Annotated in this window: 15 protein-coding genes; 11 read left to right on the top strand and 4 right to left on the bottom strand. The window is 42.7% G+C overall.

Going from position 1 to position 19,952, the window contains the following annotated elements; all coding sequences use genetic code 11:
- Window positions 1-399: 399 nt before the first annotated feature.
- From RAC86_RS18965 to RAC86_RS18940, 6 genes are all read left to right on the top strand, one after another.
- Window positions 400-1,173, top strand: a complete 774-nt coding sequence (locus RAC86_RS18965) for a WecB/TagA/CpsF family glycosyltransferase (protein WP_015251089.1) — start codon at window positions 400-402, stop codon at window positions 1,171-1,173.
- 95 nt (window positions 1,174-1,268) lie between these two features.
- The gene (locus tag RAC86_RS18960; RefSeq protein WP_377885938.1) at window positions 1,269-2,420 is read left to right on the top strand and encodes a CDP-glycerol glycerophosphotransferase family protein; all 1,152 of its coding nucleotides are present in this window, start codon (window positions 1,269-1,271) and stop codon (window positions 2,418-2,420) included.
- An 88-nt stretch (window positions 2,421-2,508) separates the two neighbouring features.
- Window positions 2,509-3,222: an IspD/TarI family cytidylyltransferase gene (locus RAC86_RS18955; protein ID WP_015384812.1), complete on the top strand. Its 714-nt coding sequence runs from the start codon at window positions 2,509-2,511 to the stop codon at window positions 3,220-3,222.
- Window positions 3,219-4,244: a ribitol-5-phosphate dehydrogenase gene (locus RAC86_RS18950; RefSeq protein ID WP_377885937.1), complete on the top strand. Its 1,026-nt coding sequence runs from the start codon at window positions 3,219-3,221 to the stop codon at window positions 4,242-4,244. Before RAC86_RS18955 ends, RAC86_RS18950 begins: the two co-directional genes overlap by 4 nt.
- 3 nt (window positions 4,245-4,247) lie before the next feature.
- Entirely contained in the window at window positions 4,248-5,417 is a 1,170-nt protein-coding gene (locus RAC86_RS18945) for a CDP-glycerol glycerophosphotransferase family protein (protein WP_029726010.1), read from the top strand.
- Between the two features lie 18 nt (window positions 5,418-5,435).
- A complete protein-coding gene (locus tag RAC86_RS18940) occupies window positions 5,436-7,295 on the top strand; it encodes a CDP-glycerol glycerophosphotransferase family protein (protein WP_377885936.1) in 1,860 nt (619 codons plus the stop codon).
- Between the two features lie 38 nt (window positions 7,296-7,333).
- Here RAC86_RS18940 and lytD read toward each other — a convergent pair whose 3' ends face one another.
- Window positions 7,334-9,976 carry a beta-N-acetylglucosaminidase LytD gene (lytD, locus tag RAC86_RS18935; RefSeq protein WP_377885935.1) on the bottom strand — a complete coding sequence of 881 codons (2,643 nt, stop codon included), beginning with the start codon at window positions 9,974-9,976 and terminating at the stop codon, window positions 7,334-7,336.
- Between the two features lie 129 nt (window positions 9,977-10,105).
- On the bottom strand, window positions 10,106-11,056 hold the full coding sequence (gene manA, locus RAC86_RS18930; RefSeq protein WP_377885934.1) for a mannose-6-phosphate isomerase, class I: 951 nt from the start codon (window positions 11,054-11,056) through the stop codon (window positions 10,106-10,108).
- 264 nt (window positions 11,057-11,320) lie between these two features.
- Between manA and gerBA the strand changes: the two genes are divergently transcribed.
- Genes gerBA through gerBC form a run of 3 tightly spaced genes read left to right on the top strand, consistent with a single transcriptional unit; the run spans window position 11,321 to window position 15,005 of the window.
- The gene (gerBA, locus tag RAC86_RS18925; protein WP_046663991.1) at window positions 11,321-12,772 is read left to right on the top strand and encodes a spore germination protein GerBA; all 1,452 of its coding nucleotides are present in this window, start codon (window positions 11,321-11,323) and stop codon (window positions 12,770-12,772) included.
- A gap of 5 nt (window positions 12,773-12,777) precedes the next feature.
- On the top strand, window positions 12,778-13,884 hold the full coding sequence (gene gerBB, locus RAC86_RS18920; RefSeq protein WP_032722630.1) for a spore germination protein GerBB: 1,107 nt from the start codon (window positions 12,778-12,780) through the stop codon (window positions 13,882-13,884).
- Window positions 13,881-15,005 carry a spore germination protein GerBC gene (gene gerBC / locus RAC86_RS18915; RefSeq protein ID WP_225722123.1) on the top strand — a complete coding sequence of 375 codons (1,125 nt, stop codon included), beginning with the start codon at window positions 13,881-13,883 and terminating at the stop codon, window positions 15,003-15,005. The genes gerBB and gerBC overlap by 4 nt, the downstream gene beginning before the upstream one ends.
- A 36-nt stretch (window positions 15,006-15,041) precedes the next feature.
- On the opposite strand, the gene RAC86_RS18910 is transcribed toward gerBC, so the two are convergent.
- On the bottom strand, window positions 15,042-16,415 hold the full coding sequence (locus RAC86_RS18910) for a sugar porter family MFS transporter (RefSeq protein WP_015251080.1): 1,374 nt from the start codon (window positions 16,413-16,415) through the stop codon (window positions 15,042-15,044).
- A 332-nt stretch (window positions 16,416-16,747) separates the two neighbouring features.
- Between RAC86_RS18910 and tagT the strand changes: the two genes are divergently transcribed.
- Entirely contained in the window at window positions 16,748-17,716 is a 969-nt protein-coding gene (gene tagT / locus RAC86_RS18905; protein ID WP_014478157.1) for a polyisoprenyl-teichoic acid--peptidoglycan teichoic acid transferase TagT, read from the top strand.
- Between the two features lie 155 nt (window positions 17,717-17,871).
- Window positions 17,872-18,732 carry a 5-amino-6-(5-phospho-D-ribitylamino)uracil phosphatase YwtE gene (gene ywtE, locus RAC86_RS18900; RefSeq protein ID WP_377885933.1) on the top strand — a complete coding sequence of 287 codons (861 nt, stop codon included), beginning with the start codon at window positions 17,872-17,874 and terminating at the stop codon, window positions 18,730-18,732.
- A 33-nt stretch (window positions 18,733-18,765) separates the two neighbouring features.
- On the opposite strand, the gene pgdS is transcribed toward ywtE, so the two are convergent.
- Window positions 18,766-19,950, bottom strand: a complete 1,185-nt coding sequence (gene pgdS, locus RAC86_RS18895) for a gamma-DL-glutamyl hydrolase (RefSeq protein WP_377885932.1) — start codon at window positions 19,948-19,950, stop codon at window positions 18,766-18,768.
- Between the last annotated feature and the right edge of the window lie 2 nt (window positions 19,951-19,952).

Raw genomic sequence — 19,952 nt, 5'->3', positions numbered from 1 at the left:
GAACAATAATAGCATAAGTTACTATAAAAGTTAAGGCTCTTTAAAAATGTCAATCACAAGCATTTTTTGGTATCATCGTTGTATTGATGTATAATTTTTACAGGTCTAATGCCTTATCCATACCCATTATAACAAGTTTTCTTTTTCGAAAAAATCGAATCTTTTGTCGCGTTTTTAAGTGAAACGATTTTCTTTCTGCTGCGTCATTTATTTTGTACGCCCCTCCTCATATTAATTCATCGTCAAAACGTGAAGGAATTGTAATGTGAATGTTAAAAGTTCCTAAAGATTTTTGTGGTAAGATAGAGTAAAATGTTTTCAGACAAAGAGTCTTTAATCAAACTATACGAATGACACGTGTTTTTTATAGACATATAGATGAAAAGGAGGGTTGATACGATGCAAACGAAACCCATTAATCAATTAGATTTTGTAGACGGTGAACTGACTTCATTTGTATCACATTTAGAAACGTCATTTTTGGACCAGAATAAAGGTGCGTTCATCGTAACAGCGAATCCTGAAATCGGATTTGAAGCGATGCAAAATCCGCGTTATGAAGCGGTTCTTTCATCTGCTGATTTTATTTTGCCGGATGGCATTGGTGTTGTGTTGGTTTCCAAGCTAATTGGTAAGCCGCTTCAATCCAGAATCGCCGGTTATGATTTGTTTACATCTTTGCTTGAGAAGGCTGATCAAAAGAAAAAACGGGTTTTCTTTTACGGTGCAGCTAAGCATGTGATTGCTCAGACAATCGAGCGAGTCGAACGTGATTATCCTGGGATTGAAATTGCCGGATATTCTGACGGTTATGTGAAAAATCAACGTGAGGTGGCAGACAAGATCGCAGCCTCAAATCCTGACATGGTATTTGTTGCTTTAGGTTATCCTAATCAGGAGTTCTTTATCCATAAATACCGACATCTATTCCCTCAGGCTGTTTCTGTAGGGCTGGGCGGAAGCTTTGATGTGTTCAGCGGCAATGTCAAAAGAGCGCCCTCATTTTTTATCCGTTTTCACCTTGAATGGATGTACAGGCTGATCACAAACCCTGCGCGCTGGAGAAGAATGCTTAGCATTCCTAAGTATGTTACAGCCGTGCTGAAACATGAACGAACTTCAGCAAAGCCGCAATATACGGGACAGGTCAAAGATCAATCACGCCATCTGTAATGGGCCTTAAAGGAGCTATGGTATGTAATGAAATGCATGAATCTTTCGCTGTGCCTGCCGACAATCCGCGGCAGCCGTTTTGAGCTGATGACAGATTGAAATCCTGGTTTGCGTTTTTTTACTATTTGTTCATCAAAGTCATCGGCGCATTGCTGTTTTGGGTCAAACCGGGAAGTCAAGTGACCCTTCTTGTTTCCTTTCCTGATAATGCCCGGGCAATATTAAAGGAATATCAGATGGGACACTACTTATTTCCCATTCATGTACTTCTGACCCAGCATGCCAAATCGCTGGAAACAGAATTTCCTGAGCTTACTGTTTCAGTTATTAACGAAAAACACCCGCTTCATATATATAAAGCGGTCTTTTCTATGCTGAGCAGTAAAGCTGTGATTGTTGATAACTATTTTGTTTTGACAACCGTTTTGACCTGCAGACCTGATATCGAGTGTATCCAAGTTTGGCATGCGAATGGAGCGTTTAAACGATTTGGGTTAAAGGATATCAACACACAGAATCGTTCGCGGGCTGACGTGAGACGATTTCGCAAAGTGTATGCTTCATTTGACCGGATTGTCGTCGGTTCTGAACATATGGCTGACATATTCAAGGAATTCTTCGATATAAAAGGTGATAAATTTCTTCGGTTTGGCGTGCCTTTAACCGATGCTTACTATGAGGTGAAGGAAAACAGCAATGACCTTAAAAGCAAATATCACCTGCCGGCAGAGAAAAAAATCATCCTGTATGCGCCAACCTTTAGGGATCATCAGTTTGAAAGCTTTTCGCTGCCGTTTTCAGAAAAACAGCTGCAGCATGATTTAAAAGGAGAATATTTACTTGCAGTAAAACTTCATCCTGTTATGAAGCAATCTGCTCAATTGCATGGGGATAGTGCGTGGATAAAAGACGTATCAGATCTCCCTCTTGCAGACCTTTTAAAAATGAGTGATCTGTTAATATCAGATTATTCTTCTGTCCCTTTTGAATTTGCTTTGCTGGACAAACCCATTTTGTTTTATACGTATGATATGGAGGCTTACAACAGAACCCGCGGTTTAATCCGCCATTATACAGAGGTAATCCCCGGGGTTCCTTGCCGTGATTCAGGAATGCTCTTGGACCAGCTGAAAGATATGAACAGGCTTCAATCTGAAGTGGAGCGCTTTTCACGTGAATGGAATCTGTACTCGAGAGGGAATGCCAGCAAGCTGCTTTTAAGCTATGTAAATGAGAAATTAAACTGATCTTTATATATAATAGAGATCGGTATTGCAAATAATATGAAAACCTTTTATAAAACATTATGAGTTGTAGTAAGGAAGGAGTCATTTTATGATTTATGCTGAGATTCTAGCCGGTGGAAAAGGTTCCCGCATGGGGAACGTCAATATGCCAAAACAGTTTTTGCCGTTAAATAAACGCCCAATTATCATTCATACGGTTGAAAAGTTTTTATTAAATGACCGTTTCGATAAGATTTTAATCGTCTCCCCTAAAGAGTGGATTAACCATACAAAAGACATTTTAAAGAAATTCATCGGGCAGGATGATCGCCTGATTGTCGTTGAAGGCGGCAGCGACCGTAATGAATCTATTATGAGCGGCATCCGCTATATTGAAAAAGAATTCGGTATTCAGGATGATGACGTGATCATCACTCACGATTCTGTGCGTCCGTTTCTCACTCATCGCATTATCGATGAAAACATTGATGCTGTTCTTCAATACGGCGCGGTTGATACTGTTATCTCAGCCATTGATACAATTATTGCTTCAGAAGACCAGGAATTTATTTCTGATATCCCTGTCCGTGATAACATGTATCAGGGGCAAACACCGCAAAGCTTCCGGATCAGCAAATTGGTCGAGCTTTATAATCAACTGTCCGATGAGCAAAAAGCTGTCCTTACTGACGCTTGCAAGATCTGCTCGTTAGCGGGTGAAAAAGTGAAGCTGGTCCGCGGTGAAGTCTTTAACATTAAAGTAACGACACCATATGACTTAAAAGTGGCTAATGCCATTTTACAGGAGCGAATTTCACAATGATTAATCAAACATATCGTTTAGTTTCTGCCCGACAATTTGAAGTGACATATAAAGATAAAGTTGTCCATTCAGATAAGGTCGTCGTCCGTCCTACCCATTTATCCATCTGTGCTGCAGACCAGCGTTATTATACTGGCTCACGCGGCAAAGAAGCGATGGACAAAAAGCTGCCGATGGCTCTGATCCATGAAGGGATCGGAAAAGTCATGTTTGATCCGACAGGCACATTTAAAGTCGGAACCCGGGTTGTTATGGTGCCAAATACACCGGTTGAAGAGCATGAAGTCATCGCGGAGAATTACCTGCGGTCCAGCAGATTCCGTTCAAGCGGTTATGATGGATTTATGCAGGATTATATGTTCATGGCGCCTGATCGGCTTGTTGAGCTTCCAGACAGCATTAATCCGCATGTCGCAGCCTTCACTGAGCTTATTACAATTGCAGTTCACGCGCTTTCCCGCTTTGAGCGCATGGCGCATAAGAAGCGTAACACATTCGGTGTCTGGGGGGACGGAAATCTCGGATTTATCATGACGCTTCTACTGAAGAAAAAATATCCAGACAGCAAGGTGTTTATTTTCGGAAAAACACCTTACAAGCTTGATCATTTTTCTTTTGTTGATGCAGCTTATCAAATTAACGACATTCCTGAAGATGTCAGAATCGATCATGCCTTTGAATGCGTGGGCGGACGCGGCAGTGAAAGCGCAATTGAGCAAATCATTGCCCATGTCCATCCTGAAGCGTGTGTAGCGCTCTTAGGCGTATCTGAATACCCTGTTGAAATTGAAACAAGAATGGTGCTTGAAAAAGGGATTACGCTGATCGGCAGCAGCCGAAGCGGACGCGAGGATTTTGCCCGTACTGTAGACTTTTTAGCTCAATACCCTGAAGTCGTTGATTATTTAGAAACATTAGTTGGCGGACGCTTCCCGGTACGCAGTATTGAGGAAATTACAAACGCGTTTGAAGCAGATTTGACTTCATCTTGGGGAAAAACTGTTATTGAATGGGAAATTTAAACAGTGAAAACATTCCTTACACGAATTGTAAAAGGAGTATTCGGCACTGCTTATCAACTATTGAGCGCTTTATTACCAGTACAGCACAACAAAATTGTCATAGCTTCCTATCGTGAGGATCATTTAAGTGATAATTTTAAAGGTGTCTATGAAAAGCTGAAGCAAGATCCGTCCCTTCGCATCACCCTGCTGTTCCGCAAGATGGATAAAGGGCTGATCGGACGAGCTGCATATTTGCTTCATCTTTTCAGCTCGTTATATCACCTTGCAACATGCCGCGTGCTTTTGTTGGATGATTATTATTTTCCTTTGTATGTTGTGCCAAAACGAAAGGAAACTGTTGCCATCCAGCTTTGGCATGCTTGCGGCGCGTTTAAAAAATTTGGCTACAGCATTGTGAACAAGCCGTTCGGCCCTTCTTCTGATTATTTGAAGATTGTTCCCGTGCATTCAAACTATGATTATGCCATTGTCAGTGCACCCGCTGCCGTTCCGCATTTCGCCGAAGCCTTTCAAATGGAGCAAAAGCAGATTTTGCCGCTCGGCATTCCAAGAACGGATTATTTTTATCATAAGGAACATATTCGCACTGTACTGGATGAGTTTCATCGGGTTTATCCTGAACTGAAGCATAAAAAAAAGCTTTTGTATGCTCCTACTTTTCGAGGCAGCGGACATCATCAAGAGGGTGACGCTATACCGCTTGATCTGCTACAATTAAAATCGGCGCTAAACCATAAAGATTATGTCGTGATCCTCCATCTTCATCCGTATATGCGCAAACATGCGCACACGGAAGAGGATGATTTTGTGCTGGATTTAACTGATTCGTACTCTTTGTACGATTTGATGGCAATCTCTGATGGGCTGATAACCGATTATTCTTCAGTTATTTTCGAGTACAGCCTGCTGAAACGTCCGATGTATTTTTACTGCCCGGATTTAGAAGACTACTTGGAAGAACGTGATTTCTACTACCCGTTTGAATCGTTTGTACCCGGGCCGATTTCGAAAGACGTTCCATCGCTTGTACACGATATCGAGAGTGATCACGAGGCTGATACGAAACGTATTGAAGATTTTTCACAGGCATTTATCACCCATCAGGACGGCAAATCTTCAGAGCGGGTAGCCGATTTTATTTCATCATTTTTAACATCTGGTGCCGATTAGGAGAAAGTGAGGTACAAAGTGAAGCTGGCAAGAAAGATTAAGAACAGACTTTTCAGATCAAAAAAGAAAACGCAAAAAGAAAATGCAGCTGTCATTGTCCATCCAGCTGATAACAGGGTTTTTTCTCTATTTGATAAAACGAAGCGAATTGAAGAAAACCAGCAAGTCCCTGTCAGAAAGATTTCTGAGTTTTCTTGGAATGGGTCAATTCTAAAAATTGCGGGTTATATGTATATCAAGGGCCTGCCGCTTCAAAAAGAGGATCAGGTTCGAAAACGTTTATTATTGGTGAACAACGGTGTTTTATTTACAGCTGTTTCACTGCGGGATGTTCCGGTAGATAAGCTGTCAATTGATACTTCAAATGTGCCAGGAGCCTATAAGTGGGCAGGATTTTCACAGCAGATTAACTTTTCTAAGCTGATGAATGACAAACCTCTTCCGCAAGGCGAGTATAAGCTGTTTCTCGAGATTGAAGCTGTAGATGACCAAAATGTAAAACATCAGGAAGTGCATACAGTCGGAAATGTAAGTAATTTCCTTTCTAATGATGTGTATGCCACAAAAATGGAATTTCATTCTGCTAAAAAGCTGATGAAGTTCAATTTAATCGTTAATTATGATGAGGGCGAAAAGACGATTAATTTGTCTTGCAACAAACTGCAGGAAATTGATCCGAGCCTTTTGGAGCTGGATACTGGAAAAGAGGCAAACCGCTTTTTGCGCAAGCTGAATACAAGCTTATTCCATTTTGCTTATGATGTATTCCGCCTGCTTCCAATTAAGTCTAATAAAATTGTCTTTGCTTCTGACAGCCGGCTTGATATGACAGGAAACTTCGAATTTGTTTATGAAGAGCTGCTGAAACGTGAAGAAAATTTTGATTTCAAATTTTTCTTAAAGAGCAGCATTCGAGATAGAAAAAGCCTGTCTGAACTGATGTCGATGGCTTATCATTTTGCGACAAGCAAAATCATTTTTATAGATGATTTTTATCCGATTATTTATCCGTTAAAAATCCGTAAAAATGCGGACCTTGTCCAGCTGTGGCATGCTGTCGGCGCCTTTAAGACATTCGGCTACAGCCGAATCGGTCTGCCAGGAGGACCGTCACCGCATTCGAAAAACCATAGAAACTACACGAAGGTTATTGTCAGCTCTGAAAATATACGGAAGCACTACGCAGAGGGCTTTGGGGTAGACATTGAGAACGTCATTGCTACGGGCGTACCGCGAACAGACTTTTTCTTTGATGAAGCGAAGAAGGCATTTGTAAAAGAACGCCTTTACACGGAATATCCGTTTCTAAAGGACAAAAAGGTCATTCTTTTTGCTCCAACCTTCCGCGGAAACGGTCAGCAATCAGCTCATTATCCTTTTGAAGTGCTTGATTTTGACCGTCTGTATCGAGAGTTAAAGGATGAATATATCTTCTTATTCAAAATTCATCCATTCGTACGAAACGATGCCAATATACCTTATCAGTACAGCGATTTCTTTTATGATTTCTCTTCGTTCAGGGAAATTAACGAGCTATTGCTCGTAACAGATATTCTGATAACGGATTACTCTTCTGTTTGCTTTGAGTATGCTTTATTAAATAAACCAATGATCTTCTTCAGCTATGATGTAGATGATTATATTCGCAAACGTGATTTCTATTACGATTACTTTGACTTTATTCCTGGCCCTCTTGCGAAAACGTCTGAGCAAATGATTTCGATCATTAAAGAAGAGAAGTATAACTTTGAGCAAATTGATTCATTTGTTCATTATTTCTTCGATGATCTTGATGGAAAAGCAAGTGAGCGAGTCGTCGATCAAATTGTTTTCCCTCAGGAAGAAGAGCCATCAGAGGTTAAAGTTCTTAAAAGATAAATCAAAAACACCTTTTGCAGCCGCAAAAGGTGTTTTTTTTATCGATATTCCGGAACATCAAAGTAAAGTGTATAGCCGTCCAGCAATGAATATAGGCTGTACATGCGGTTTACTTGTTTGTACGCCCAGCCGATGTCTGTTGCGTATTGATGTGTCGCTGTAGCTGACCATCTCATTTTGTACAGTGTGTCCTGATTGTAAGCTGTGTTGTGGATATACGATGAGCCTATGAATTTAGCTCCGCCGATAATGGCCGCTTCAGGTGTGAACCAGCCCTGCTCGTACGCATATTTGGCTCCGTAGTAATTCGGATTGCTGTCGTATGCTCCAATTCCATACATGTTGTATACGGTTTTTCCGTTATAGGTTAATCCATTGGCTAAGGCGGATGTCCCGTTTCCTGTTTCAAGAAGAGCGTGTGAGATTAAATACAGTTCGTTGATGCTATATTGATTGGCGGCATCGATAAATGCCTTTGCTCTCCCTGTCAGGATGCCTTTACCCGCAAGCACTTTCTGATTAACCTCAGTAACGCTGAGGCCCGCTGTCTGTGACAGCTTGAGAAATTGGAAGTAGTATTTGCTGTCTCTGGAAAAGTTATTCGGATCCACGTATTGAACTACTTCATCACTGCTTGCGTTTCGCCAGCCCAAATTGATCTTAGCCCAGCCGTTTATCTGTCCGATGACTTTCACTTTATCGGCTTTTTTAAATTGGCCGATCACGTTTGTCGGGCTTACTTCCGGCGTTGACCGGATATTTAGTACATCAGCCGTAACGGTTGATGTTGCTGTATTAATGTACGTGAGCGATACGTAAGCCGCTCCGTCTGTTTGCGGACTTACTGTCATTTGTTTTTGGACCATATCACGAAGCGAGAGATTGTAATTTGTTTTCATGATTTGCGGGCCGTTTTTGATCTTCACGATAGATGATGTCCATCCGTATAATTGTTTTAGCTTCGTTGATGCCGCAGCAGCTGTATCATTGCCTGTGAACTGCTCATTTACGCTGATTTTATAAAGCGTATTGCTTTTCGTTGTGTAGCTGGGGGTTACACTTTTCGATTTAAGATAGGTTAACCCATTATTCAATGCTGTTTTGCTGCTGAGCTGTGTTGTCACGATTTTGTATTGTGTATATGCTGTCTGGCCTGTTTTTGATGTTGTGACTGCGATATGATTTTGTTTGAAAAATGTTAAAACGCGGTCAATCTCTTCTTGGCTGATGATAGCTTCAGTTGTGATTTGATAGCTGCTCGCAGCTGTCTGACCGGTTTTCTGGCTTGCTGCTGATATATGATTCGATTTGAAAAACGTGAGTGCCTGATTGACTTTCGTTTGATCAAGCAGAGATTCGGTTGTGATTTTAAACGTGTCAGCTATTTGTTTTTTGACGGATTTCGCAGAAGCACTCAGCTGATTTTTCTTTAATATGTTCAAGCCCTTTGTGACTTTTGCTTGATCTGATGTTTCTTCTGAGATGAGCTGATATTGATTTTCTGCTGTTGATCCAGCTGCTGTTTTTGCAGCTTTTACTTTTTTCTGAGCAAAGAAGGCTGCTGCTTTGTTTGCTTGCTGCTCGCCTAACATCTTTGCCGTCGTGATTTGATAAGCTGCAGACGTTGTCGTTTTTTTGACGCTGGATGACGTGTAATGCCATTTTTTCTTTTTAAAGAAAGTGTCTATTTTTTGGAGCTGCTGTTTTGTTATACCCTTCATATTCACGGTATATGATGTGCTTTTTCCAACCTGTTGATAACTGCCGGATACGCCAGTGTTTTTCTTGATTTGGCTGATGGCGTCCTTTACTGTACTCAGCCCTTTGAAATAAGCTGATTGGACATTGTATGACTCAACGGTTGTTTTTTGATTGATGGACTTGTAGCTGCCTGTGATGCCAGTGCTCTGTTTCAGCTGCTGCAATAGAGTTTTGGCATTGGCTTCACCTGAAATGGCAGCAGTTGTAAACGTATAATAGGCTTGCCCTTTCACTGTTTCCTTTAATGATGCCTGCAGCCCAGATTCCTTTTGGAAGGCGTTTTTGATCTGCGCTGCTCTGCTGTCTCCCACGATTGTGCCAGACTGAATGGTTGTGACAGACACCGTGTGTGTGATGGGCTGATACGAGCTTTTAATCCCCGTTTGCTTGGCCAGGCTCTGGATAAGCGCCTTGACTTTTGTCTCATCAGCAATGTCTGATGTCATGACGTTCATATAGGGCTGAGCTGCTCCGTAAGCTTTTACAGCGCCAGCCACTCCCGTCTCCTGTTTCAGCTTTGCTAGGATAGTGTTGGCCTGTTTTTCTCCGGAGATGGCACCTGACGAGATGGTGACATATGGCTGTTTGCTTCCAACAGGACTTGACGTTCCTGTAATCGATGTCTGTTTGGCGAGTCCGCTCAGTATTGCTTTCGCTTCTGATTCGCTATGAATGCCTGAGGCGGAAATTTGGTAGGTCGTTGTTGTGCCTGAAGCCTGATAGGATGCATCCCAGCCAGTATCTTTTTCCAGTTTGGCGACAGCTTGTGAGGCTTGGCTTTCTGTACTGAACGTATTCGACGGCTCTACTTTATATAGTGAGTAGTCGGTATACGCGGCTGCCTGGGCAGAACCAGACATGGCAAAAAAGGCAAGGGACGCGGCGGATAGAAGCATAGGTGCGATTAGTCTCTTTTTCATTCCTTCTCCTCTTTCTTATTCTATGAGTATATAAAACTAGTTTATTTATCGGCACGCGCATGCTTCATTTATAGGTGAATCACTTCCATTTTCTAATAAAAAAAACTTAACCTCGAAGTGAGATTAAGTTTAAATATGAGACACGATAAGGGTACAAGTTCCTTTTATCGTAAAATCGGGCATTTGAGCCGGCAAAATAAAGTGATCACCTTTTTTGAGCGGACATGTTTTGTCCTCATACTTGAGCAAACCGCTTCCTTCTATCACGCTGCAAATCAGAAAGGATTCATCCTGAGTCATTTCAGCTTCGCCATTGATGTCCCATTTATACACCGAAAAATATTCCCCTTGAACAAACGTTTTAATGGTTATGCCTTTTCTTGATTCGGTCGATTCATCTATATACCCGTCCACATGGGGAACCGTGGCGGCATTGACCGCTTTGGCAAAATGAAGCTCTCTCGGACTTCCGTTGCTATCAAGACGGTCATAATCGTACACCCGGTATGTGGCATCTGAATTTTGCTGAGTCTCTAAAACAAGGGCCCCCTTGCACAATGCGTGCAGCGTTCCGCTCGGCACATAATAGAAATCACCCGGTTTAATTTTGATTCTTCGCAGCAGGCCCTCCCAGTCACCGCTGTTGATCATTGTGACAAGTTCGGTTTTTGAGTGGGCCGTATGCCCGTAAATGATTTCTGCGTTTTCCTTACAGTCGATAATGTACCAGCATTCCGTCTTGCCGAGTTCTCCCTCTTCGTTTTCTCCGGCATAGTAATCATCAGGGTGAACTTTAATTGACGTATCTTCCTTCACATCCAGCAGCTTTGTCAGAAGCGGGAACCGATCCCCCTCTACGCCGCCGAATACTTCACGGTGCTCTTCCCAAAGCTCGATCAATGTCTTTCCTTTATACGGGCCATTTGCAACAGTGCTCGGTCCTTTTGGATGAGCGGAAATGGCCCAGCATTCCCCCGTTGATTCTGAAGGAATACTGTATCCAAATCTATCTCGTAAAGCGGTTCCGCCCCAGATTTTTTCTTTAAACACAGGCGTTAGAAAAATCGGTGATTGCGTCATGATCCGTACCCCTCCCCTGTAAATAACTGATCATCATTTTCCCGGTGCGCCCCTCTTACAAACGCCCGTATAAGCTGCCTTTTTCCGATGACAACATATGTACAAAGCATCATCTTTTCATTACCCCTTCAAAGAAAACGCTTCCTATCTATTATATCACGTCGAAAAGAAGCTTTGTTTCAGCCTTTTCCTCGATAAGAATAATTCTCCTTTTTTGATACAAATTAATAAAAACCGTCAATCTGTTTACGAAGGAGAAAAACTATGCAAATCGACTCTGATCTCCAGAACAATTTAGACAAACTGAAAAAAACATTGGGACAAAACGACGATATGATGTTTTATACATTTGCTTTCGGAGATAGCAGACAAAAGGCGTGTTTACTGTATATTGACGGTCTGACAGAGAATAAAATGCTGGCGCAATACGTCATTTCTCCTTTACAAAAAGAGGCGTTAGCCCATAAGGAATGCTCGATTGAAGACTTATCCGCCTTTTTTTTCGGCTTTCACCACAGCGTTGTTTCTACAATGAAAGAAATAGAGCAGCTCGTTTTTTCAGGGCAAGCCATTTTGCTCGCTGATGGCTATCGCGGAGGATTAGCTTTCGACACCAAGTCAGTCGCAACACGCAGTCTTGATGAACCCTCCTCCGAAGTCGTGGAACGCGGCCCTAAAATAGGATTTATTGAAAAACTGCGGACAAACACGGCGCTTTTGCGTGAACGGACGAGTGATCCTAATCTCGTCATCAAAGAAATGACACTCGGAAAAAGGACCAAAAAGAAAATCGCTGTCGCTTATATTCAGGATATCGCCCCAGATTATGTCGTCAAAGAAGTGTTTAAAAGGCTGAAATCAGTCAATATAGATAATTTGCCGGAATCGGGGACGCTTGAACAGCTGATTGAAGACGAACCATTTTCAATTTTCCCCACAATATTAAGCACAGAACGACCGGACCGGGTCGAAAGTTCTCTATTAGAAGGGCGAGTGTCCATATTAGTGGATGGTACGCCGTTTGCTTTGATTGTACCGGCTACGGTTGACGAATTTATTCATTCGCCCGATGATTACAGCCAGCGCTGGATCCCAATGTCACTTGTACGCCTTCTTCGTTATTCCAGCATCCTGATCACCATTTATTTGCCCGGTCTGTATATTTCTCTCGTTTCTTTTCACACCGGGCTATTGCCGACTAGAATGGCCATTTCCATTGCAGGCAGCAGGCTTAACGTACCATTCCCGCCTTTTGTAGAGGCCTTTATCATGATCTTTACGATCGAATTGATTCGAGAAGCCGGATTAAGATTGCCTAAGCCGATTGGACAGACAATTGGCCTTATCGGCGGCGTTGTCATCGGACAGGCAGCTGTTCAGGCGCAAATTGTCAGTGCGCTTATGGTCATTGTCGTTTCTGTCACAGCACTGGCATCCTTTACCGTTCCTTCATACGCCTATAACTTTCCGCTGCGGATCATTCGGATCGGGGTTATGATAAGTGCAACAGCGCTTGGCATGTATGGCGTTATAATGGTTTATCTGTTTGTGATCGGCCATCTCATGCGCCTGAAAAGCTTTGGACAGGATTACATTATCCCGATCATGGCGCAGCCTGGACAGGATTTGAAAGACACAGTCATCCGTATTCCCACGATGTTTTTAAAAAGAAGACCGACACGAAACGATCCCGAAGATAACATCAGACAAAGGTGATGGCTATGAGGAAATCAGAGCATAAACTGACATTTATGCAGACGCTCATTATGATCAGCAGCACATTGATTGGTGCCGGGGTGCTGACCCTTCCCCGCTCAGCCGCCGAAACCGGCAGTCCGAGCGGATGGCTAATGATACTGCTCCAGGGCGTTATTTTTATTATCATCGCTCTGCTTTTTTTGCCTTTTCTTCAAAAAAACAGCGGAAAAACTCTTTTTAAGCTCAACAGCATTGTAGCTGGAACATTCATCGGCTTTCTATTGAATTTATATATCTGTCTATATTTCATTGGGATTGTTTGCTTTCAAGCTCGGATTTTGGGAGAGGTTGTCGGATTCTTTTTGTTGAAAAATACGCCAATGGCAGTTGTGGTGTTTATATTTCTTGCAGTTGCCATCTATCATGTAGGCGGAGGCGTTTATTCAATTGCAAAAGTATACGCTTATATTTTTCCTATAACCCTTATTATTTTTATGATGCTTCTGATGTTCAGCTTTCGCTTGTTCCAGCTTGATTTTATCCGGCCGGTATTTGAAGGAGGCTATCAAAGCTTTTTCTCTTTATTCCCAAAAACATTATTATATTTCTCCGGATTTGAAATCATTTTTTACCTGGTCCCCTTTATGAGAGATCCAAAGCAAGTGAAAAAGGCTGTTGCTCTGGGCATCGCGACTTCCACATTGTTCTACAGCATTACTTTGCTCATTGTGATTGGCTGTATGACTGTGGCTGAGGCAAAAACGGTGACATGGCCGACCATTTCCCTTATTCACGCATTAGAGGTTCCGGGTATTTTTATTGAACGATTTGATTTGTTCTTACAGCTGACCTGGACAGTCCAGCAATTTGCCTGTATGCTCGGATCCTTTAAAGGCGCCCATATCGGGTTAACGGAAATCTTTCATCTGAAAAATAAAAACAATGCATGGCTGCTGACTGCAATGCTGGCTGCGACGTTTTTCATAACGATGTATCCCAAGGACTTGAATGACGTGTTTTATTACGGGACGCTTCTTGGATATGCTTTCTTAATTGTGATTACAATTCCATTCTTCGTCTGGTTTTTAAGCTGGATACAGAAAAAATTAGGGAGGGGGCAGCTACAATGAAAACAGCAACAAAATTCTCCGTCATGTTTTTTATGCTGCTGGTCCTCTGCGGGTGCTGGGATGTCAAAGATATCGAGCAACTATCCTTCGCCAGAGGGCTGGCGATCGATGAGACAGATGATCACCAGTACAAACTGACGTATCAAAACCTTCTTCCCCAAAGCGAAGACAGCCAAGCATCCGGAAAACCCGAATTTGTCAATGTGACGTCCCACGGGAAAACGATTCTGGAAGCAGTCAGTGATGTATCCATCAAGGACCCTCCTGTTTATAGCGATCATTTAAAAGTCATTCTTCTGGGAGAAAAACTGATGAGGAATCAAAATGTAGACCAAGTCCTCAACCACTTTATCCGAGATGATGAGCTGCGGCGAAGCAGCTATTTGATGGCAGCCAGAGGGAATGCAGCTGATGTTCTCACAAAAGGAAACCCCAATCAGCAGCAGCCGATGCCCTCCGAAAAACTGATTGATTTGACAACTCACAGCGGATATAACGGTAAGATTATGATACCGCTGCGCATCGGAAGAGCTTCTGTCTACTCTCAGAACGGGTACAGTTATCTTATTCAAGCCGTGAAAAACGAAAAGGGAAAAGCCAAGTATGACGGAGCAGGCATTATCAAAAGGGGCAGCAATAAACTCGTTGGGTTTCTTTCAGCTGATGAAACCCAAACACTGTCATGGGTCATGGGGACGATCCAAGGCGGTGTCATGCCGACGACAGATAAAGGACATCCGATTACGTTTGAAATCAAAAAGTCGAAAACCAAAATTAAGCCTATCATTGAAAACGGAAAGCCTATCTTTCATATTTCTGTTAAAACGAAGGGCATCCTGACAGAAGACCAAAACCCGAATGAAAACTCCTTTAGCAAAAGTTATTTGCACAGGCTGGAAAACATTTTTGAAAAAAAGCTTGAACGAGATGTAAAGCAGGTAATGGATAAACTGCAGCACGAGTATAAAACCGATCCGGTCTTTTTATCAGACCACATAAGGATTCAACACCCTGACTACTGGAATAAAGTAAAAGGGCATTGGGATGAAATATTTTCTGAGACTGATTTTAAGTACGATATTTCTTTTAAAATCATTAACTTTGGCACGGTGGGAAAGTAAGCAATCAAAAGGGTGCGCATGATCGCGCACCCTTTTTTATGTTCCGACAGTCTGCTGTTTTCCGGCCGATCCTCCCTGTCCGTTTTTGTCCCGTAAATCCTGCTCAATTTCTTCAAGGCTTTTTCCCTTTGTCTCTGTCACTTTAAATCGGACAAATAAGAACGCCATGATACCGATCGCGGCATAAATCAGGAATAAATAACTGATTCCGATCGCTTCCATTAATATTGGATAGGTTAATGAAACAATCAGTGTCCCAACGTGCAACATTAAGGTCGAAACACCGGTCCCGATTCCTCTGACGTGAAGCGGGAACAATTCAGGAAGCATCACCCACACAACCGGTCCCCAGCTGACCGCAAAGACAACGATAAACACGCCTAAACAAATGACGGTCGTCCATGAGGCAGCCGGAGTGTTATCGAAAAAGAGATTTACTAAAGCGAGAACGATCAAGCTGATCACCATGCCCGCATTCCCGAATAGCAGTAACGGCTTTCTTCCAATCTTGTCGATAATTTTAATCGCTACTAATGTCATGAGAACATTGACTGTGCCGATTCCGACCGTGCCTAAAATCGAAGCGGAGTTTCCGAATCCGACGTTTGTAAAGGTCTTTGGCGCATAGTAGATGATCGTATTCGTTCCGATAAATTGCTGCAAAAAAGCGAGTCCCAAACCTGCAATAAGCGCTGGGCGCACCCATGGATCGAACAGCTCCTTCAGGCCGCCTTCATCCTGCTTTTCCGCTTCTTTTATATCATGTATTTCCTGATCAATATCTTTTGTGCCACGCAATTTTTCAAGAATTTTCTTCGCTTTGCTTTCTTCGCCATTCGTGAACAGCCAGCGCGGGCTCTCCGGCATAAACAAAATGCCAATAAGCAAGAGCAAGGACGGCACAGCAGCCAATCCAAGCATCCAGCGCCACGCTTCGGCATCGGCAAATATGTAATTGACAATGTAAGAAAGAAGGATGCCGACCGTGATCATCAGCTGATTCAGTGATGACAGCGCCCCGCGTTTATGTTTTGGCGCCAGTTCAGATAAATAAAGGGGCACGATTGTCGTCGATGTTCCGACTGCAAGTCCCAAAATGATGCGAAACAGCACCATGACTCCTGTATTTGGGGCCAGTGCCACACCAAGACCGCCTATACAAAACAGCAGCGCGGCTGCCATAATTGCTTTTTTTCTTCCGAAACGGTCAGTCAGCTTGCCGGCCGCTCCTGAGCCCAATATCGCCCCAACCAGCAAGGAGCTGACAACAAGACCTTCTGTAAACGCGTTTAAGCCTAACTCCTTTTTCATAAATAAAATAGCTCCGGAAATCACTCCGGTATCATAGCCATATAACGCGCCTCCAAGAGCTCCGAAAAAATAAAGCCATATATTTGACTGCTTTTTCATAAAGATGACTCCCTTTCTCCATCAGCTGCAATGACATTGTCTGTGGGATTTTTTTAGAAATCTTTTAGCCTCTTTTTCCGGCCATTAAACCTTTTTATTTTGCTGATCATAAGTTTTCCAATCATTTACTTGTATTTTTTTCAATGTCGCCGAAACATTTTACCTGCTGCGGCGTCCAATATAAGGTGATTCAGCACATTATCGTTATCAATTTTCAAAAACAAGAACTTATAAATATAGGAATATTTATCGAAAAATGTCTTTCGAGGAGTTGCCCCATGGCAAATAGAATGGTACGCTTCAAATATTAAAGAAACGTGAGGTATTGATATATGGAAGAACGATCACAGCGCAGAAAGAAAAAAAGAAAACTAAAAAAATGGGTGAAAGTTGTTGCCGGATTAATGGCTTTTTTAGTCATTGCGGCAGGCTCTGTCGGCGCCTATGCTTTTGTAAAGCTGAACAATGCTTCTAAGGAAGCTCATGTCAGCCTTGCACGCGGAGAACAATCTGTAAAACGGATCAAAGAATTTGATCCTGGAAAAGATTCTTTTTCTGTATTGCTCTTAGGAATTGATGCCAGGGAGAAAAACGGCGAGACCGTCGATCAGGCAAGAAGTGACGCGAATGTGCTGGTTACATTTAATCGAAAAGAAAAAACAGCTAAAATGCTGAGCATTCCGCGTGACGCCTATGTAAACATCCCAGGCCACGGGTATGATAAATTCACACATGCTCACGCTTACGGCGGCGTTGACTTGACTGTGAAAACAGTTGAAGAAATGCTGGATATTCCCGTCGATTATGTCGTAGAAAGCAATTTCACGGCTTTTGAAGACGTCGTAAACGAGTTAAATGGCGTCAAAGTAACTGTAAAAAGCGATAAAGTCATTCAGCAAATCAAAAAAGATACAAAAGGTAAAGTCGTTCTTCAAAAAGGAACACATACGCTTGATGGGGAAGAAGCGCTCGCTTACGTAAGAACACGTAAAGCGGACAGTGACCTTTTACGCGGGCAAAGACAAATGGAAGTGCTGAGCGCCATTATAGATAAATCAAAATCATTAAGCTCAATTCCGGCTTATGATGATATTGTGGATACGATGGGGCAAAATTTAAAAATGAACTTATCCCTTAAAGATGCCATCGGCCTGTTCCCGTTCATCACTTCATTGAAATCAGTTGAGTCTATTCAGCTGACGGGTTATGATTATGAACCTGCCGGAGTTTATTATTTCAAATTGAATCAGCAAAAGCTGCAGGAAGTTAAAGAAGAGCTGCAAAACGATTTAGGTGTATAATGAACGGGATGGCGATTACGCCATCCCGTTTTACATATTTCCTTGTTGAAAATTATCAAAGTAACGTTTAGCCTTAATTTATATGGATTATGTTTCACAGGCAAGCTGAACATACTACACGAAGCAGCTTCATTTTTAAGGAGGTTCCCCTACATATGAAATGTATTGCGATTGATCTAGACGGAACATTACTGAATAAAGAAAGCGTCATTTCTGCGGAAAACAGAGAGGCGATCAAGCGGGCCGTTGATGCCGGCATCCTCGTCACCATTTGCACGGGAAGAGCGACATTTGATGTAAAAGCGCTGCTGGATGACTTGGACATCCCTATCATTGCAGCTAATGGCGGTACGATCCACGACACGGGTTACCGTTTGATCAGCCGGACATTAATGGATCAGGAAGCCGGTAAAGCGATTGCTGATTACTTACTTTCAAAAAACATTTACTTTGAGGTATATACAGATGACCATCTGCTTTCTCCTTTTGATGGCGAAGCTAAGCTGCACGCGGAGCTTGACATTCTAAAGAGCGCAAACCCAAACGAGCAGACGGATGACTTGTGGCAAGGAGCCATGACTCAATTCAAACAGTTTGGCATTAAACCAATCCCTCATATCGAATCGGTTTTTGAGGGCGGTGAAAACATTTATAAGCTTCTTTGCTTCTCCTTTGATATGGACAAGCTGAAACAAGCGAAGGAAGAACTGAAGCATCATAAAAAACTGGCGCAAACCTCTTCAGGAAAACATATTATCGAAATCCTGCCGGCCTCGTCAGGAAAAGGACGCGCGTTAACAAAGCTGGCTGACATATACGGAATTGAACCACAGGATATCTATGCGATCGGCGATAGTCCAAACGATTTATCCATGTTTGAAGTCGCCGGACACCGTATCGCCATGGAAAATGCGATTGATGAATTAAAAGAAAAAAGCACCTTTGTCACAAAAAGCAATGACGAAAATGGTGTGGCCTACTTTATAGACCAGCTTCTTTCAGGACAATATGCATAAAGAAAAGACTCCAGAGATTGGAGTCTTTTTCTTTTATTGCACCCGTATACTTCCTGCGTATTTATCCTTCCAATATGTGCTCGTGTTCATATTGGTGATGGTCACGCCGTTTGATAATGTGACATGAACAACTTGTCCGTTTCCGATATAGATGGAGGGATTTAAGCTTGTTGATTGAAAGAACACAATGTCTCCCGGCTTCAGGTCCGCCTTCTCAATCTTAGTTCCGGCATTGTACTGGCTTGTTGCGTATCGAGGCAGGGAAATGCCAGCTGCTTTCTGGTATACATATTGGACAAATCCAGCTGTATCAAATCCTGTCTCAGGTGTTACTCCGCCCTGTTTGTAAGGCACTTCTCCGACATAAAGCGTCGCTTCGGAAACAATCGGATTTTCTTTCGGGATTGTCAGGTTGTCAAATCGGCGAATACCCGTCATCTTCGATTTCCAGTAATCCTCTGACAAATAGGAAATGGTTACTTTTTCTGACCTGCTCGCCTGGATGAACCTGCCTGCGCCCGCATAAATGCCTGCATGTGAAATTCCCGTTTTATACGTATTGCTGAAATAGACGACATCACCAGGCTTTATGTTCTGAGGGGCTACCTTCTCGCCCACTGCCCACTGCTGTTCGGCTGATCGCGGCAGATAAATGCCGAGTGCCTGTTGAAACACATATTGCACAAGCCCCGAGCAATCAAAGCCCTCTGACGGCGTGCTTCCGCCAAACACATATGGGACACCGATATATTTTTCAGCCTCCTGAACGACAGGAACATCAGCCGTTGCCGGATCGGCAGCGATTCGTCTCGCCCCGATATAAGTTCCGCTCCAATAGCTGCTTTTTTTGTAATTGGTGATGATAACCCCTTTTGACTGTGTACTGTGAACCATTTGGCCGTCTCCGATATAAAGGGCGTCATGTGTCGGAACAGTGCCGGTGCTTCCCTCTTTCTTGAAAAACAAAATATCACCCGGCTTCAGGTTTTCCGGCTTTACAGCTGTTCCGATTTTATACTGGTCGTTTACAGATCTCGGCAGATGAATATCAGCCTTACTGAACACATATTGTATCAATCCTGATGGATCGAAACCCTCTTTCGGCGTTTCCCCGCCATATTTATACTGATATCCAAGCAGGATTTTTGCTTCGCTGACAATCAATTCTGATGATGTATCAGCTTCCGCAATCTCCGCTTTTGTCATAATTGGAACCAAAA

It is taken from the genome of Bacillus sp. LR_5 (assembly GCF_042709275.1).
Note: the sequence above shows the minus strand (reverse complement) of the source record. Positions and strands in the feature narration are given on the sequence as shown.

Excerpts from the sequence above, each read along its gene's own strand:
- RAC86_RS18910 (WP_015251080.1), bottom strand. The coding sequence starts at position 16,415 with ATGAAAAAGCAGTCAAATATATGGCTTTATTTTTTCGGAGCTCTTGGA.
- gerBA (WP_046663991.1), top strand. The coding sequence starts at position 11,321 with ATGCAAATCGACTCTGATCTCCAGAACAATTTAGACAAACTGAAAAAA.
- RAC86_RS18965 (WP_015251089.1), top strand. The coding sequence starts at position 400 with ATGCAAACGAAACCCATTAATCAATTAGATTTTGTAGACGGTGAACTG.
- tagT (WP_014478157.1), top strand. The coding sequence starts at position 16,748 with ATGGAAGAACGATCACAGCGCAGAAAGAAAAAAAGAAAACTAAAAAAA.
- gerBB (WP_032722630.1), top strand. The coding sequence starts at position 12,778 with ATGAGGAAATCAGAGCATAAACTGACATTTATGCAGACGCTCATTATG.
- RAC86_RS18950 (WP_377885937.1), top strand. The coding sequence starts at position 3,219 with ATGATTAATCAAACATATCGTTTAGTTTCTGCCCGACAATTTGAAGTG.
- ywtE (WP_377885933.1), top strand. The coding sequence starts at position 17,872 with ATGAAATGTATTGCGATTGATCTAGACGGAACATTACTGAATAAAGAA.
- lytD (WP_377885935.1), bottom strand. The coding sequence starts at position 9,976 with ATGAAAAAGAGACTAATCGCACCTATGCTTCTATCCGCCGCGTCCCTT.
- gerBC (WP_225722123.1), top strand. The coding sequence starts at position 13,881 with ATGAAAACAGCAACAAAATTCTCCGTCATGTTTTTTATGCTGCTGGTC.
- manA (WP_377885934.1), bottom strand. The coding sequence starts at position 11,056 with ATGACGCAATCACCGATTTTTCTAACGCCTGTGTTTAAAGAAAAAATC.
- RAC86_RS18955 (WP_015384812.1), top strand. The coding sequence starts at position 2,509 with ATGATTTATGCTGAGATTCTAGCCGGTGGAAAAGGTTCCCGCATGGGG.